The sequence below is a fragment of the Mesorhizobium sp. M0563 genome (assembly GCF_040321065.1).
Taxonomy (GTDB): Bacteria; Pseudomonadota; Alphaproteobacteria; order Rhizobiales; family Rhizobiaceae; genus Mesorhizobium.
Genome location: NZ_JAMYQV010000014.1, coordinates 23779 through 38224, shown reverse-complemented (window position 1 = coordinate 38224; position 14446 = coordinate 23779). Strand labels below are relative to the sequence as shown.

Genomic DNA, 14446 nt, shown 5'->3' with positions numbered 1-14446 from the left:
TCCGGCACCCGTAACGGCTGTGAAAACGGCTTGCGCCGACGCGCGCTATCGGGCAAACCGGCGTTCCTTTCGCGATTTTCCCGCCCCGGGGTCTTCTATGTCCGCACAGGTTTCGCCGCTCGCGCCGAAGAAATATGCCAAGATGCCGGCCATCGAGGGCGTGCGCATCGCCACCGCCGAGGCCGGCATAAAATACAAGAACCGCACCGACCTGCTGGCCATGGTGTTCGACGCCGGAACCACCGTCGCGGGCGTGTTTACCAGGTCGAAATGCCCGTCGGCGCCGGTCGACTTCTGCCGGCAGAACCTCACGGCGGGCAAGGCGCGCGTTCTGGTCGTCAATTCCGGCAATGCCAATGCCTTTACCGGCCAGAAGGGCCGCGCCTCGACGGCACTCACGGGCGAGACGGCGGCGAAGGCGGCCGGCTGCACGCCAGGCGAGGTGTTCCTGGCCTCGACCGGCGTCATCGGCGAACCGCTCGATACTGGTAAGTTCAGCCACCTGCTGGCCGGGCTGATCAAGGACGGCAAGCCGGAATTATGGACCGAAGCCGCCAAGGCAATCATGACCACCGACACCTATCCCAAACTGGCGACCGCGACGGTCAAGCTCGGCAATGCCGACGTCACCATCAACGGCATCGCCAAGGGCGCGGGGATGATCGCGCCCGACATGGCGACGATGCTTTCCTTCATCGCCACCGATGCGCCGATCGCAGCACCGGTGCTGCAGGATCTCTTGTCGCGCGGCACGGCCAAGACCTTCAACGCGGTCACCGTCGACAGCGACACCTCGACCAGCGACACGCTGCTGATGTTCGCCACAGCTGCTGCCGCCAGGCGTGGCGCGCCGGCGATTTCCGACCCCAAGGATGCGCGCCTCAGCGCGTTCCGCCGTGCCCTCGGCAAGGTATTGAAATCGCTGGCGCTGCAGGTGGTGCGCGACGGCGAGGGCGCCCGCAAGCAGGTCGAGGTCACCGTCACCGGGGCCAAATCGGCCCGCTCGGCCAAGCGCATCGCGCTGTCGATCGCCAATTCGCCGCTGGTCAAGACGGCAGTCGCCGGCGAGGACGCCAATTGGGGCCGTGTCGTCATGGCCGTCGGCAAGGCCGGTGAACCGGCCGACCGCGACCTTCTGTCGATCTGGTTCGGCGACAACCGCCTGGCATATCAGGGCGAGCGCGACGCCGCCTATTCCGAAGCGGCGACTTCGGCGTATATGAAGCGCGACGAGATCCGCATCCGCGCCGATATCGGCATCGGCCGCGGCAAGGCGACGGTGTGGACCTGCGATCTCACCAAGGAATATGTCGCCATCAATGGCGATTATCGGAGCTGATGACATTGGCTTCCAGACATCCGGCAAGCGTGTTGGCGATCGTGCGCCGCTACGAGGCGGCGGGCTTTCGCGCCTGGCCGGCGGCCGCCGTCCATTATGATGGCACCTGGGTGGTGCGGCTGACGGCCGGCCACCCGGCCAAGCGGCTGAATTCGGTCAATCCGCTCGATCCGGGCGACATCCAGCACATTGCCGAGCGCATCGGCCGCGCCAGCCGTCGCTTCGACGCCTATGGCAGGCCGCTGACCTTTCGCATCTCGCCGCTGTCGGGGCCGGATCTCTCAAAGTACCTCGACAGCGAGGGCTGGAGCACATTCGCGGAGTCGCTGGTCATGCGGCTGCCGCTGGCGGACGCTATGCTCGACGACGCCATGGACCAGATTCCGTTGAAGGACATCAGCCGTTTCATCGGCGCGGCGCTCAAGGTGAGCGGCTCGGATGTGTCGCTGCGGCCCGGCCTGTCGGAGATCATTGGCGCCATCCAGCCGGAGGCCGGGCTGTTTGCGCTGGAGAACGGCAGCGAGCCGCTGGCAACGTTGATCTGCGTGCATGACGGCGACCTTGCCGGGCTGTTCGAGATCGCCACCGACAGATCGGTGCGCAACCAGGGCCATGGCCGCCACCTCATCCGATCGGCGCTGAAATGGGCGCGACTGCGCGGGGCGCGGGAAGCCTGGCTGCAAGTCGAGGCGGACAACGCGCCGGCGCTGGCGCTTTACCGTTCGCTCGGATTCGACGAAGTCTATCGCTATCACTATCGCCGGCCACAAGGCGCATGAGCGGCTCAGACACGGTCGGCAAGCGCCTGCTCCTGGTTGCGGCCTGCGCGCTAGTCGATGCCGACGGGCGCGTGCTTTTGGCGCAGCGGCCCGAAGGCAAGCAACTCGCCGGCCTATGGGAGTTTCCGGGCGGCAAGGTCGAGCCCGGCGAAACGCCGGAACAATGCCTGATCCGCGAACTGTATGAGGAGATCGGCATCGAGACCGATATCCCTTGCCTGGCACCACTCACCTTTGCCAGCCATTCCTACGATGATTTTCACCTGCTGATGCCGCTGTTCGTCTGCCGTCGCTTCCGCGGCATTGCCCAGCCGAAGGAACGGCAGGTGCTGAAATGGGTGCGGCCGCGCCAGATGCGCGATTTTCCAATGCCGGCGGCCGATGCCCCGCTGATCCAGTTCCTCATCGATCTGCTGTAACGGCCGATCTCCCGTAAACCGGGCAGCTCCGCGAAGCGATATCAGCAGCGTTAATGAAAGATTTATCTGGCCGTGAAAAATTGACGCAAAGCGGTTACGCCGATTCCACCGCTGGGGAGCGATTTGCATGAGCTTCGACAAGGACTGGGACTTGCCTTGGCCCGATCGCCTTCCTGGCGCCGCCAATGCTGGCATGGGAATATTGCGCATCGCCCTTTTGTTCGGCTCGGCCGCGGTGGCTCTGGCCTTGATCGCGACACCCTACCTCGACAGCCGGACCCGATCGCAGTTTGCCCGCGACGGCCTTGATACAATGAGCACCGGCTCGATCGGCCAGCGCGACAGCTATACGCTGCGCAAGAGCGTGCTGCAGCCGCTGCCCAGTTCGGTTTGCGTCATTCGGGCCGATGGCAGAAGCAGCGGTGACTGCTGACGTCCTCAACAGATATCTGAAGCGCGTCGCGTTCGACCGGCCTCATGCGACGCGCTTATGTTTCGATGCATGTCGTTATCGCAAAACCGCTGCACACTTTTGCGCGACATGCATTGGAATGCAGCTGTTTCACCGCGCGTTAAGCCTGTCACGTTAACCTTTCTTAACGGGTCGGCGCTAGGTTCCGGCAAGAGGGATGGGCGCCCATGAAAATCTTGCTGCAACGATTTTTAGAAGACGAGAGGGGTGCGACGGCTATCGAATATGGTTTGATCGTGGCCGTGCTGTCGCTTGCCATTGTCACAGGCATCGGCCAGGCTGCCGGTGCGATCGAGTGGCTGTTCAGCGACAACAGCAGCAGGCTTGCCAACGCATTTGCGCAGTGATTCGCTCGGCTGTTGCGCAGGGCTACGCTTAGCTTTTGCGCAGGGATATGCTCAGGGGCCGCCGGGGTTTTCCAGGATCGTCTTCAGCGATATTTTTGCGGAGCCCGGCTTCAGCGGTTTTTGCTGAGAGGCATCGGGCGCCCAGCCTGACATCCAGACCACGGAGAAACTCGCCCTGACGCGGCCATCGGCGTCCGAAAACCGCTCCGCATAGATTTCGGCGGCGCGCGCGAACAGCGCTCGGGTGCCCGGCCGTCTGCTGCGGTCGACAAGCGCGCTGGTCTCGCCCATTGCGCGCAGGTCGGCGACCAGGCCAAAGAGGGAATCGTAGCGCACCGTAATCGTCTCGACGTCGGCAACCGGCAGCGCCAAGCCGGCGCGCTGCAGCAGCACGCCGGCGTCGCGGACATCGGTGAACGGGATCACACGCGGGCTGGCGCCGCCGTAGAGCTCGGTCTCGGCGGCAAGCAGGCTTTCGCGCAGTTCGGAGAGCGTGCCTATGCCGGCGAAGGCGCCGAGGAAAAGCCCGTCCGGCTTTAGCGCCCGGCGGATCTGCACCAGCATGCCGGGAATGTCGTTCATCGCCTGCAGCGACAGCAGCGAGACAGCGAGATCGAGGCTTTCCGGCCCGAATGGCACGGTTTCCAACGGCGCCACCACTCCTGGCCGGCCGTCGAGGAAAGCGGCGTCGGCCTCGACGCGCACGTTTTCCGCTACCTTGCCGCTTTCTGCGAGCACCTCTGCTGCTGCCGGCGTCTGGCAAAACAATGAGGCCGCCTTGCCGAACTTGCGTTCGACGGCGCCGAGCCGGTCGGCAAGATCCTCGGCCGCCCGCCGCATGAGGAAATCCGCCCCGGCGATAGGGCGGGCCAGTGCCCGGCGCTTGCGCGCCAGCCAGAGCGAGGTGTCGATTACGGGCTGCAATGGGCAGGTCCTTGTGCTTCGCTCTCTGATATAGTGCTGCGGAGGACCAACCACGTGGCCGATCCCATGCCAGAGATCAAGCGTATTGCGATCAAGAGCATTGCCCGCAAGGCATTGGGCTGGCCGGCGCGCCTGTTGTTCCCGCCGGTCTGCGCCGGCTGCCGCCGCCATGTCTCGCAACCCGGCGTGTTGTGCGGCGCCTGCTGGCCGAAACTCAGGCTGCTGGAACGGCCATGGTGCCCGGTGATGGGCACGCCGTTCACCCACAATATGGGTGAGGGGTTCCTGTCGGCGGAGGCGATAGCCGACCCGCCGCCATTCGAGCGCGCGCGGGCGGCGGTTGCCTATTCCGGCGTGGCCCGCCAGATGGTGCAAGGGCTGAAATATCAGGACCGCACCGATCTGGCGCCGTGGATGGCGCGCTGGATGCTTCGCGCCGGTGCCGAGCTGATCGCCGAGGCCGACGTGGTCGTGCCGGTGCCGCTGCACTGGCGGCGCTTCTTCAGGCGGCAGTTCAACCAGTCGGCGGAACTGGCGCGGGCGGTGGCGCAGCTCGGCGATCGGCCCTTCGCGCCATCAGCCGTCAAGCGCGTCAAACTCACGCGCCAGCAGGTCGGGATGGAGCGGCGGGAACGCGAGGAAAATGTGCGCGCCGCATTCACAGTGCCTGATGAAGCGGAGATCGAAATCGCCGGCCGCCGGGTGCTGTTGATCGACGATGTCTACACCACCGGCGCCACGGTCCGTGCGGTCGCCAGGGCGTTAAAAAAGGGCGGTGCCGGCGCAGTCGACGTACTGACCTTCGCGCGCGTGCTGCCGGGGGACTTTCGGGCCGACGAATCGGCGCCTATATAGCCTATATGACAGCGGAACGAGGCAGGGTTGCTGACCGATGGTCGATGTGACGATCTACACGCGGATGATGTGCGGCTATTGCACTGCGGCCAAGCGGCTGCTCGACAGGAAGGGTGTCGCCTACACCGAGCACGACGCCTCCTTCTCGCCGGAGCTGCGCCAGGAGATGATTTCCCGGGCTCACGGCCGTTCCACCTTTCCGCAGATATTCATCGGCGACACGCATGTCGGCGGCTCCGACGATCTCCACGAATTGGAGGCGGAAGGACGGCTGGACAGATTGCTCGCCAACGGCTCGGCCAGGTAAGGACATGACGATGACTGGTTTCAAGGCGGCGGCGATCCAGATGCGTTCGGGAACCAGCCCGGAGCGCAATGCGGTCGATCTGGAACGGCTGGTGCGCGAGGCGGCAGGCCTGGGCGCGAGCTACATCCAGACCCCGGAAATGACCGGCGCGCTGATCCGCGACAGCCAAGCCCGGGCCGCTTCGTTCACCTCCGAAGACAAAGACATCATCGTCTCGACGTCGCGGAAGCTGGCCAACGAACTCGGCATCTTCCTGCATATCGGCTCGACCGCCATTCTGCGCGCCGACGGCAAGCTCGCCAACCGCGCACTTCTGTTCGGGCCTGACGGCGCCACGATTGCCACCTATGACAAGATCCACATGTTCGACGTCGATCTCGACAATGGCGAGAGCTGGCGCGAATCCGCCGCTTATGAGCCGGGCACGGAGGCTGTCGTCACCGAAATCGATGGCGCGAAGCTGGGCTTTGCCGTCTGCTACGATCTGCGCTTCCCGCAGCTGTTCCGCGCCGAGGCGCTGGCCGGCGCCGATCTGCTTGCGGTGCCCGCCGCCTTCACCCGCCAGACCGGCGAAGCGCATTGGCATGTGCTGCTCAGGGCGCGCGCCATCGAGAACGGCGCCTATGTCGTCGCCGCCGCGCAAGGCGGAGTGCACGAAGACGGTCGCGAAACCTATGGCCATTCGCTGATCGTCGATCCCTGGGGCCGCATCATCGCCGAAGCAGCGCATGACGAGCCGGCGGTGATCGTCGCCGAAATCGACCCGGCGCAGTCGGTCGCAGCGCGCAAGAAGATACCGAACCTCAAGAACGCACGCGATTTTGCCGTCAACGCCGGTCCGGTGGACGCGCTGCCGCTCAGGGGTGCCGCCTCTTGATCCGCTTTTCCCTGACCTGCGAGCACGAGCACGAATTCGAGGCATGGTTCCGCAGCAACGACGATTTCGACACACAGAAGAAGCGCGGTTTCGTCGATTGTCCGGCCTGCGGCTCGCGTAAGGTCGACAAGGCGCTGATGGCGCCCGCGGTCTCGACCGGGCGCAACCAGGAAAAGATCGCGCTCGCCATGGGCGAGGCCCAGAAGCAGGCGCTGGCGCAATTGAAGGCCATGGCCGAGAAGGTGCGCGAGAACGCCGATTATGTCGGCGACAAGTTTGCCGAGGAAGCGCGCAAAATCCATTTCGGCGAGAGCGATCCGCGCGGCATCTATGGCGAGGCGACGCTGGAGGAGGCCAAGAGCCTCGCCGACGACGGCGTCGAGTTCTTGCCTATTCCCAGCTTCCCGGACGACCGCAACTGATCCGTCAACTTGCCCGGGACATAACGAGGCATCTCCGCCAGGCCGCGCCATGACCGTGAAGGTCGGCGCCGTCGCCAGCGACAGCCGACCGCCGGCGTCGAGGGCGGCGGTGCTGCCGCCCCCTGCACAGGCGTCTGCAGTTTCATGCCGAGCAGCAAGGATGGGCTTCTCGGGTAGTCGTTTCGCTGCTTCTTTCGTGCCCACTGCTTGACGGGCTTGCTTCACTTGACGGGCTTGCTTCCGCATAGCCTGCAAACTGGCGTTCAAGCGCCTTGACCGCACTGCTGCGCCAACCCTCCGCCACGGATTCCGACATGGGATCGGGGAAGATTTCCTCCTCGCCGTTCTCCACGCCGTCCAGGATCGCTCGCGCAACAGACTCCGGAGAGGCCTTCGGGATGTCCAGGCCCCGTGTCATGTCCGTGTCCACGGGGCCGGGAAGGACCCTGTGGACGCTGACACCCCGTCCGGCCAAGAGGGTGCGCAACGACTGTGACAGTGAGAACGAGGCCGCCTTCGAGATCGAGTAAGCCGGACTGAACGGCACGGCGGCAATAGAGGCCAGCGACAGAATGTTGACGATGGCTCCCCGCGACCGGGCCAGCAACGGCAGCAGAGCCTGGGTCACGTCATACGCGCCGAAGAGGTTTACGGCGAGCTGTTGTTCGAGCACGCGACGGTCGCTGAGGTCGTCGAAGGGCGATACGCCGGCATTGTTGATGAGGATATCGAGAGCATCGATTTTCTCGACGGCCTCCCGGATCTGCGCAGCGTTCGTTACATCCATGGTCAGGGACGTCACACGCCGGTCCGGGTGAGCCATGGCTTGGCGGGTTGCGGCATAGACGCGCTTTACGCCTCTGCTCAGGGCTTCCTCGACCAGTGCCCGACCGATGCCCCGATTGGCTCCAGTCACCAGGATAGTTGTGCCTTCGATCTTCATTGCGTCTCTCCTAGTGCTTATCGTTGTGTTCGAGCTCAGTGCACAATCGCGCCGCAACTCAGGCGCGCCGCAACTCAGGTTGGCTACAGTCGCCATTCTCGATACGACTGGTTGGTGAGATGGACTTAGCGCCGGATGTCGAAGCCATGGGAGTGACAAGTGTGACGGGATTCCGATGGACTCGCTGATCACGGCCGCGGCGCATGCGCTCGCGGCGGGCGATCCGCTCGGCGCCTTGAAACGGGTTGCGCTGCGCGACGATGCGCCGGCCCTTGCGTTGCGCGGTATCGCGATGGCGCAGCTTGGCGACCTGAATAGGGCGAAGGTTCTTCTCAAGAGGGCGGCGCACGCATTCAGCCCGAGGGAGGCCGTGGCCCGCGCGAGGTGTATCGTCGCCGAGGCCGAGATCGCGCTCGTCTCGCGCGACCTCGCCTGGCCGGCCAAGGCACTCGACACCGCGCGGGCGACGCTTGAAAAGCATGGCGACCGCGTCAACGCCGCGCATGCGCGCAACCTCGAAGTTCGGCGCCTGCTGCTGATTGGTCATCTAGACGAAGCCGAGCGCAGGCTGGACGGCTTCGATCCCTCGCCGCTGCCGCCGGCATCGCGGGCCGCCCACGAGCTGGCTGTCGCCGGCATCGCCATCCGCCGCTTGCGGACCGGTCCTGGGCGCCCCCCCCCACCCCCCCGGGGGGCGGGGGCGCCCCCCCCCCCGGGCGGGGCGGGGGGCCGGCGCGCGCGCCCGCCCCGGGGGGGGGGGGGGGGCGCCCCCCCCCCCCGGCCGGCATCCCCGCGCTGACCGCAGAGGTGGAGAGCGCATCGCTGGTGCTGGAGACGCCGGCGGCACGCCTTGTCGCCCGTGGCGAGGAACGGCCCCTTCTGCTCGACGAAGTCGAAGCGCTCCTGGCGTCGGGGGCGCTCGTGGTGGATGCATGCCGCAATGTCGTGCGGGTCGCAGACACCGTCGTCTCGCTGGCGACCCGCCCGGTGCTGTTCGCTGTTGCCCGCGCGCTGGCCGAAGCCTGGCCGGGGGACGTGGCAAGATCGACGCTTATTGCGCGCGCTTTCCGGGGAAAGGACGCGGACGAATCACATCGCGCGCGGTTACGGGTCGAAATCGGGCGGCTTCGCGCGGAGCTTCGGAGCTTGGCCGATGTGAGCGCGACGAAGCGGGGCTTTGCCCTGGCGCCGCGCCGCGCCGGCGAGGTCGTCGTGCTGGCGCCGCCCGTCGAGGACGATCATGCCGCGGTGCTCGCCTTCCTCGCCGACGGCGAGTCGTGGTCGAGCTCGGCCTTGGCGATTGCGCTTGGAGCCAGTTCGCGTACCGTGCAGCGGGCGCTCGAGCAACTCGCCCAGTCAGGCAAGGTGCAGTCGTTCGGCCGCGGGCGGGCGCGTCGCTGGATGACCCCGCCGGTGCCGGGTTTCCCGACAATCTTGTTACTCCCCGGCCCGCTGCCGGGCTACTAGGGTGGTATTATGAAACGATCCTCAGCCGAAATCCTCCGTGAATATGGACCCTTTCCGGGTGTCGACCACGTCGACGGCGTTACCTTCGACGGTGAGCATGTCTGGTTTGCGTCAGGTGACAGGTTGAACGCCTTCGATCCGGCGAGCGGCAAAGTGGTGCGCTCGATCGATGTCGCGGCACACGCCGGCACGGCCTTCGACGGCCAGCACCTCTATCAGATCGCCGAGGATCGCATCCACAAGATCGATCCGAAGAATGGCCAGGTGCTGGCGTCGATCCCGGCGCCCGGCAATGGCGGTGATTCCGGGCTCGCCTGGGCCGAAGGAACACTCTGGGTCGGGCAGCACCGGGGCCGAAAGATCCATCAGGTCGATCCCGAGACAGGGGCAATCCTTCGCACCATCGTTTCCAACCGCGTCGTCACCGGGGTCAGCTGGGTCGATGGCGAGCTGTGGCATGGCACCTGGGAGGGTGAGGAGAGCGATGTCCGGCGGATCGATCCTGAAACGGGAAAGGTCCTGGAGAAGCTCGATATGCCGCCAGGAACAGGCGTGTCGGGGCTCGAATCCGATGGCGGTGACCAGTTTTTCTGTGGCGGCGGAAACAGCGGCAAGATCAGAGCTGTCCGCCGGCCCAAACGAGGCTCCGCGGCCAGGATTTGAGTTTTCCACCTTCTCGGCCGGCCCTTTTGGCCGGTTTGGTTAGCCTAGGCTCGCGATCAATTTTTCGAGCAGGCGTGCCAGCATGACCTGCTCCGGGCGTATCAGGCCGGAAAGTATCTCGTGCTCGTTGGCAACGTGCGCGGCAACCGCCTCGTCGATCAAAGCGAGGCCCTTCCGGGTCAGTTGTACGACGATGCCGCGGCGATCGTCGGGATGTGGCCCGCGCTTGATCAAGCCGGATTTCTCGAGCCGATCGAGGCGGTTGGTCATCGCGCCCGATGTCACCATCGTCGCCTCGTACAGAGCGGTCGGCGTCAGCGCGTATGGCGGCCCGGAACGACGCAGCGTCGCCAGCACATCGAATTCTCCGGATTGCAGTCCGTAACTTGCAAACAGCGGCGCCAGCCGCTCCCGCGCGATCAACGAGGCAGCCTCGTTCAACCGTCCGAGCACGGCCATCGGCGAGACATCGAGATCCGGCCGTTCCTTTTTCCACTGCTCCATCGCTTTTGCTGCGCGATCCATGTCTCTCACCGTTATGTATCTTGACGTGAAGAATCTTTACCTTATCGTACCTCAGCTTGTGGTATCGGCCAAGTGCGAACAGGCGATGGGACGGCGATGAAATTTCTCTGGGACTCGGCGCTTGGCCTTCTGGTCGTCACCGGTGGACTGCTCGGCCTGACGCTGCCGTTCGGCAAGATCGCGACGGCGGCCGGCGTCCCCGCCATGGTCTGGGCCTTCGTCATCTCGCTTGGCGCCGGCGGCGTGCTTTTGTGCGCATTGCTGCTCAACGGGCAGCGCATGCGGCTTTCGCCGCACAGGCTGCGCTATTTCTTTGTCACCGCGGCCGTCTCCTACGCAATCCCCAATCTGCTGATGTTTTCAGCCATTCCGCATCTGGGCGCCGGCTACAGCGGCATCATGTTCACGCTGTCGCCGGTCGTCACGCTGGTGTTCTCGATGCTGCTCGGGGTCAGGCGCCCGACCATGCTGGGCATCGTCGGCATAGTCGTCGGTTTCGTGGGCGCAGTCATGGTGGCCGTGACGCGCGGGGAAGCGGGCCATCCGGCCGAATTTTTCTGGGTGGCGATGGGCCTGCTCATCCCGGTCAGCCTCGCCGCCGGCAACATCTACCGCACCGTCGACTGGCCTGAAGACACCGGCCCGATCGAGCTTGCCGTCGGCAGCCATCTGGCAGCAGCCTTGATGCTGCTTGCCGGCATTCTGGTCCTGCTGGGCGGCAATGCATTCGGCTCGCTCGGCGGCGTGCCGCTGGTCGCTGCGGCACAGGTGGCATCAGCCTCGGCGATGTTCGCCTTCTTCTTCCGCCTGCAAGCGGTCGGCGGCCCGGTCTATCTCAGCCAGATCGGCTATGTGGCGGCGGCGGTCGGGCTGTTTGCCGGGACGCTCTTCCTCGGCGAGCGCTATCAGTTGCTGACCTGGGCGGGTGCCGTCATCATCACCGCCGGCGTGTTCATCACCACCAAGGCGCAAAGCCAGAAGACATAGGGGCCAGAAGGCGTAAGCTTCAGACGGATACCTTCTCCGCCAGCACCATGTAGTTGACGTCCATGTCCTTCGACCGCTGCCAGCGATCGGCGAGCGGGCTGTAGCTGACCCCGGTGCGGTCGATGACGGTCAGGCCGGCGCCGGCAAGCGCCTTTTCGAGTTCCTCGGGGCGCACCAGCTTGCCGAACTGGTGGGTGCCGCGGGGCAGCCAGCGCAGCACATATTCGGCGCCGATGATGGCCAGGCCCAGGGCCTTCAGCGTGCGGTTGATGGTGGCGACGAACATGATGCCGCCGGGCTTGACCATCTCGCCGCATTTGGCCAGGAACAGATCGACATCGGCGACATGCTCGACCACTTCCATGTTGAGGATGACGTCGAATTTTTCGCCAGCGTCGGCCAGGTCTTCCGCGGTCATGGCGCGGTAGTCAACGCTCACGCCGACTTCCGCCGCATGCAGCTTGGCCACTTCGATGTTGGTGGCGGAGGCATCGGCGCCGACCACTTCGGCGCCAAGCCGCGCCATCGGCTCGCACAAAAGCCCGCCGCCGCAGCCTATGTCGAGGAAGCGCAGGCCTTCGAACGGCCGTGCCGCACGCGGATCACGGCCGAAGCGGGCCGCCACCTGGTCGCGGATATAGGCAAGCCGGATCGGGTTGAACTTATGCAGCGGGCGGAACTTGCCGTTCGGGTTCCACCATTCGGCGGCAAGGGCGGAAAATCGTTCCACCTCTCCGGCATCGATCGTCGATCGTCGGGGCTCTGGCATGGCGTGGTCTCCTCGGACGCTAGGAAGTCGGGCGCAAGGCTGCGAATGTCAAGGCGCGAAATTCACCGCCGGCAGCGCGATGCGCGTGATGCCTGACAGCACCGCCTTTTGCCGGAGGCAATTGTGTCAGCACATGTCAGTTGATGGTGTCCCGGAAGGAAACACCAATGCCCTGGCGGACGAAGCAGAGACATGGTGATCGAAGGAGTGCACAACGATGCGAACGGTTGCTTCCATTCTTTGGCGCCGGCTTGACCAGGAAGGCCACGACGCTTGCCTGCTGTCGGAAGCGAGTTCCGGGTGGAACCTCAGGGGACACGCGCTTTTCGTCCAGGACGGCAAGCCGTGCAGCATCGCCTACGAGGTGGACTGCGATACCGGCTGGCATACGCGCTCGGCGCGTGCCGACGGCTTCCTCGGCACGCAAGAGCTGCATTATGGCATCGACCGGCTTACCGAGCGCCAATGGACGCTGAACGGCGAGCATCAAGCGGAAGCCGACGGTCTCATCGATGTCGATCTCGGCTTCACGCCTGCCACAAACCTTTTGGCGCTCCGCCGTTTTGCCCTCGATGTCGGCACGGCGACGCCCGCCCCGGCGGCCTATCTGACATTTCCCGACCTGAGGCTGACGCACCTGGAACAGACCTATCAGCGCGTCGATGCAGCACACTACGCCTATGCCGCGCCGCTGTTCGGCTACAACGAGATGCTGGAGGTCTCGCCGCTCGGTTTCGTCCTCGATTATCCGCGCCTGTGGAGAGCCACGGCACTGCAGGGCTGAAGCGAGCGGCATTTGCCAACAAGCAGTGCAGGCGTGACACTGCGCTCGTGTGTCGCCTGGCCGGCAGCGGCGGCATGCCTTGCGAAACCGCGATCATTTGGCTAAGGAGGCCGCGCATTGAGCGTCCGGCCCGGTCGGACGCATTTCCGCTTTTCGGCCCTCGGTCCGGCATTCAGTCAAAGGCATTTCGCTTCCATGGCGCGCATCGTGATGAAATTCGGCGGAACGTCCGTCGCCGACATCGCCCGCATCCGCAATGTGGCGCGTCACGTCAAACGCGAGGTCGATGCCGGCCATGAGGTCGCCGTCGTGGTCTCGGCGATGGCCGGCAAGACCAACGAGCTCGTGCATTGGACGCGCGAGGCCTCGCCGATGCACGATGCGCGCGAATATGACGCCGTCGTCGCGGCCGGCGAGCAGGTCACCGCCGGCTTGCTGGCGATCGCGCTGCAGAATATCGGCGTGCATGCCCGCTCCTGGCAAGGCTGGCAGATCCCGATCAAGACCGACAACGCGCATGGCGCGGCGCGCATTCTCGATATTGACGGCGCGTTCCTGATCAAGCGCTTCGGCGAAGGCCAGGTGGCGGTGGTGGCCGGTTTCCAGGGCATCGGGCCGGACAACCGGATCGCAACGCTCGGCCGCGGCGGTTCCGATACCAGCGCTGTCGCCATCGCGGCGGCGGTCAAGGCCGACCGCTGCGACATCTACACCGATGTCGACGGGGTCTACACGACCGATCCGCGCATCGAGCCGAAGGCGCGGCGGCTGGCCAAGATTTCCTTCGAGGAAATGCTCGAAATGGCCTCGCTGGGCGCCAAGGTCCTGCAGGTGCGCTCGGTCGAGCTTGCCATGGTGCACAGGGTGCGTACCTTTGTGCGGTCGTCCTTCGACGATCCCGATGCACCCGGAATGGGGGATTTGCTCAATCCGCCGGGAACGCTTATTTGCGACGAGGAAGAGATCGTGGAACAGCAGGTCGTCACCGGAATTGCCTATGCCAAGGACGAGGCGCAGATATCGCTGCGCCGCGTCGGCGACCGGCCGGGCGTCGCCGCCGGCATTTTCGGGCCGCTCGCCGAGGCCAACATCAACGTCGACATGATCGTCCAGAACATTTCCGAGGACGGCAAGTTCACCGATATGACCTTCACCGTGCCATCCGGCGACGTCGACAAGGCGCTTGCCGTGCTCGAACGGCTGAAGGCGACGATCGGCTACGATGTGGTGCAGTCGGAAGCCGGCATGTCAAAGGTCTCGGTCATCGGCATCGGCATGCGCAGCCATGCCGGCGTCGCCGCCACCGCCTTCAAGGCGCTGGCCGACAGGTCGATCAACATCCGCGCCATTACAACGTCCGAAATCAAGATTTCGATCCTGATCGACGGTCCCTATACGGAACTAGCAGTTCGCACTTTGCATTCCGTCTACGGTCTGGATAAGCAGTAGCAGATCGAAAGTCTTGGAGCGGCCTTTATGCGTTCAATTGGACGCACGGCGCTCTAATTGAGTTGTTGCGTTTGTGCCGCTGTGCAGGGCAACCTGCACCGGCTGAAATGCTATTGGA

Annotated in this window: 17 protein-coding genes and 1 pseudogene; 14 read left to right on the top strand and 4 right to left on the bottom strand. The window is 64.9% G+C overall.

Annotated elements, in window-relative coordinates; all coding sequences use genetic code 11:
* Positions 1 to 97 precede the first annotated feature (97 nt).
* The 5 genes from argJ to NKI50_RS18420 all read left to right on the top strand — a co-directional run bounded on the left by argJ (position 98) and on the right by NKI50_RS18420 (position 3356).
* Entirely contained in the window at positions 98 to 1339 is a 1242-nt protein-coding gene (argJ, locus tag NKI50_RS18440; protein ID WP_352717275.1) for a bifunctional glutamate N-acetyltransferase/amino-acid acetyltransferase ArgJ, read from the top strand.
* On the top strand, positions 1339 to 2118 hold the full coding sequence (locus tag NKI50_RS18435; RefSeq protein WP_352641400.1) for a GNAT family N-acetyltransferase: 780 nt from the start codon (positions 1339 to 1341) through the stop codon (positions 2116 to 2118). Before argJ ends, NKI50_RS18435 begins: the two co-directional genes overlap by 1 nt.
* Entirely contained in the window at positions 2115 to 2537 is a 423-nt protein-coding gene (locus tag NKI50_RS18430) for a (deoxy)nucleoside triphosphate pyrophosphohydrolase (protein ID WP_352641402.1), read from the top strand. Before NKI50_RS18435 ends, NKI50_RS18430 begins: the two co-directional genes overlap by 4 nt.
* Positions 2538 to 2664: 127 nt before the next feature.
* On the top strand, positions 2665 to 2970 hold the full coding sequence (locus NKI50_RS18425; protein ID WP_023721040.1) for a hypothetical protein: 306 nt from the start codon (positions 2665 to 2667) through the stop codon (positions 2968 to 2970).
* A gap of 206 nt (positions 2971 to 3176) precedes the next feature.
* A complete protein-coding gene (locus NKI50_RS18420) occupies positions 3177 to 3356 on the top strand; it encodes a Flp family type IVb pilin (RefSeq protein WP_023721039.1) in 180 nt (59 codons plus the stop codon).
* A 51-nt stretch (positions 3357 to 3407) separates the two neighbouring features.
* Here the strand turns inward: NKI50_RS18420 and NKI50_RS18415 are convergent, their stop codons facing one another.
* A complete protein-coding gene (locus tag NKI50_RS18415) occupies positions 3408 to 4280 on the bottom strand; it encodes a methyltransferase domain-containing protein (protein WP_352641404.1) in 873 nt (290 codons plus the stop codon).
* Positions 4281 to 4334: 54 nt separating this feature from the next.
* Between NKI50_RS18415 and NKI50_RS18410 the strand changes: the two genes are divergently transcribed.
* Genes NKI50_RS18410 through NKI50_RS18395 form a run of 4 tightly spaced genes read left to right on the top strand, consistent with a single transcriptional unit; the run spans position 4335 to position 6741 of the window.
* Entirely contained in the window at positions 4335 to 5135 is an 801-nt protein-coding gene (locus tag NKI50_RS18410; RefSeq protein ID WP_352641405.1) for a ComF family protein, read from the top strand.
* 37 nt (positions 5136 to 5172) lie between these two features.
* Positions 5173 to 5442 carry a glutaredoxin 3 gene (gene grxC / locus NKI50_RS18405; RefSeq protein ID WP_023721036.1) on the top strand — a complete coding sequence of 90 codons (270 nt, stop codon included), beginning with the start codon at positions 5173 to 5175 and terminating at the stop codon, positions 5440 to 5442.
* A 10-nt stretch (positions 5443 to 5452) separates the two neighbouring features.
* A complete protein-coding gene (locus tag NKI50_RS18400) occupies positions 5453 to 6319 on the top strand; it encodes a carbon-nitrogen hydrolase family protein (protein WP_352483543.1) in 867 nt (288 codons plus the stop codon).
* A complete protein-coding gene (locus NKI50_RS18395) occupies positions 6316 to 6741 on the top strand; it encodes a DUF1178 family protein (RefSeq protein ID WP_352483544.1) in 426 nt (141 codons plus the stop codon). The genes NKI50_RS18400 and NKI50_RS18395 overlap by 4 nt, the downstream gene beginning before the upstream one ends.
* Positions 6742 to 6883: 142 nt before the next feature.
* On the opposite strand, the gene NKI50_RS18390 is transcribed toward NKI50_RS18395, so the two are convergent.
* Positions 6884 to 7684: an SDR family NAD(P)-dependent oxidoreductase gene (locus tag NKI50_RS18390; RefSeq protein WP_352483545.1), complete on the bottom strand. Its 801-nt coding sequence runs from the start codon at positions 7682 to 7684 to the stop codon at positions 6884 to 6886.
* 175 nt (positions 7685 to 7859) lie between these two features.
* On the opposite strand from NKI50_RS18390, the pseudogene NKI50_RS30570 reads away from it, so the two are divergent.
* Together NKI50_RS30570 and NKI50_RS18375 are read left to right on the top strand one after the other, a co-directional pair.
* Positions 7860 to 9151: pseudogene (locus NKI50_RS30570) on the top strand (helix-turn-helix domain-containing protein).
* Positions 9152 to 9160: 9 nt separating this feature from the next.
* On the top strand, positions 9161 to 9814 hold the full coding sequence (locus NKI50_RS18375) for a Vgb family protein (RefSeq protein ID WP_023722289.1): 654 nt from the start codon (positions 9161 to 9163) through the stop codon (positions 9812 to 9814).
* Positions 9815 to 9853: 39 nt separating this feature from the next.
* On the opposite strand, the gene NKI50_RS18370 is transcribed toward NKI50_RS18375, so the two are convergent.
* Positions 9854 to 10339, bottom strand: coding sequence for a MarR family winged helix-turn-helix transcriptional regulator (locus NKI50_RS18370; RefSeq protein WP_352717272.1), 486 nt, complete (start codon positions 10337 to 10339; stop codon positions 9854 to 9856).
* 96 nt (positions 10340 to 10435) lie between these two features.
* Here NKI50_RS18370 and NKI50_RS18365 point away from each other — a divergent pair, with 96 nt between their 5' ends.
* Positions 10436 to 11326, top strand: coding sequence for a DMT family transporter (locus NKI50_RS18365; protein ID WP_352483547.1), 891 nt, complete (start codon positions 10436 to 10438; stop codon positions 11324 to 11326).
* A 19-nt stretch (positions 11327 to 11345) separates the two neighbouring features.
* Here the strand turns inward: NKI50_RS18365 and ubiG are convergent, their stop codons facing one another.
* On the bottom strand, positions 11346 to 12095 hold the full coding sequence (gene ubiG, locus NKI50_RS18360) for a bifunctional 2-polyprenyl-6-hydroxyphenol methylase/3-demethylubiquinol 3-O-methyltransferase UbiG (RefSeq protein WP_352483548.1): 750 nt from the start codon (positions 12093 to 12095) through the stop codon (positions 11346 to 11348).
* A 217-nt stretch (positions 12096 to 12312) separates the two neighbouring features.
* Between ubiG and NKI50_RS18355 the strand changes: the two genes are divergently transcribed.
* On the top strand, positions 12313 to 12879 hold the full coding sequence (locus tag NKI50_RS18355) for a putative glycolipid-binding domain-containing protein (RefSeq protein ID WP_023722293.1): 567 nt from the start codon (positions 12313 to 12315) through the stop codon (positions 12877 to 12879).
* A 195-nt stretch (positions 12880 to 13074) separates the two neighbouring features.
* Positions 13075 to 14328: an aspartate kinase gene (locus tag NKI50_RS18350; RefSeq protein WP_352496390.1), complete on the top strand. Its 1254-nt coding sequence runs from the start codon at positions 13075 to 13077 to the stop codon at positions 14326 to 14328.
* The last annotated feature ends 118 nt before the right edge of the window (positions 14329 to 14446 follow it).

What these genes read in the sequence shown, in the direction of transcription:
- argJ (WP_352717275.1), top strand. Translation starts at nt 98, where the DNA reads ATGTCCGCACAGGTTTCGCCGCTCGCGCCGAAGAAATATGCCAAGATG.
- NKI50_RS18435 (WP_352641400.1), top strand. Translation starts at nt 1,339, where the DNA reads ATGACATTGGCTTCCAGACATCCGGCAAGCGTGTTGGCGATCGTGCGC.
- NKI50_RS18430 (WP_352641402.1), top strand. Translation starts at nt 2,115, where the DNA reads ATGAGCGGCTCAGACACGGTCGGCAAGCGCCTGCTCCTGGTTGCGGCC.
- NKI50_RS18425 (WP_023721040.1), top strand. Translation starts at nt 2,665, where the DNA reads ATGAGCTTCGACAAGGACTGGGACTTGCCTTGGCCCGATCGCCTTCCT.
- NKI50_RS18420 (WP_023721039.1), top strand. Translation starts at nt 3,177, where the DNA reads ATGAAAATCTTGCTGCAACGATTTTTAGAAGACGAGAGGGGTGCGACG.
- grxC (WP_023721036.1), top strand. Translation starts at nt 5,173, where the DNA reads ATGGTCGATGTGACGATCTACACGCGGATGATGTGCGGCTATTGCACT.
- NKI50_RS18400 (WP_352483543.1), top strand. Translation starts at nt 5,453, where the DNA reads ATGACTGGTTTCAAGGCGGCGGCGATCCAGATGCGTTCGGGAACCAGC.
- NKI50_RS18390 (WP_352483545.1), bottom strand. Translation starts at nt 7,684, where the DNA reads ATGAAGATCGAAGGCACAACTATCCTGGTGACTGGAGCCAATCGGGGC.
- NKI50_RS18375 (WP_023722289.1), top strand. Translation starts at nt 9,161, where the DNA reads ATGAAACGATCCTCAGCCGAAATCCTCCGTGAATATGGACCCTTTCCG.
- NKI50_RS18370 (WP_352717272.1), bottom strand. Translation starts at nt 10,339, where the DNA reads ATGGATCGCGCAGCAAAAGCGATGGAGCAGTGGAAAAAGGAACGGCCG.
- NKI50_RS18365 (WP_352483547.1), top strand. Translation starts at nt 10,436, where the DNA reads ATGAAATTTCTCTGGGACTCGGCGCTTGGCCTTCTGGTCGTCACCGGT.
- ubiG (WP_352483548.1), bottom strand. Translation starts at nt 12,095, where the DNA reads ATGCCAGAGCCCCGACGATCGACGATCGATGCCGGAGAGGTGGAACGA.
- NKI50_RS18355 (WP_023722293.1), top strand. Translation starts at nt 12,313, where the DNA reads ATGCGAACGGTTGCTTCCATTCTTTGGCGCCGGCTTGACCAGGAAGGC.
- NKI50_RS18350 (WP_352496390.1), top strand. Translation starts at nt 13,075, where the DNA reads ATGGCGCGCATCGTGATGAAATTCGGCGGAACGTCCGTCGCCGACATC.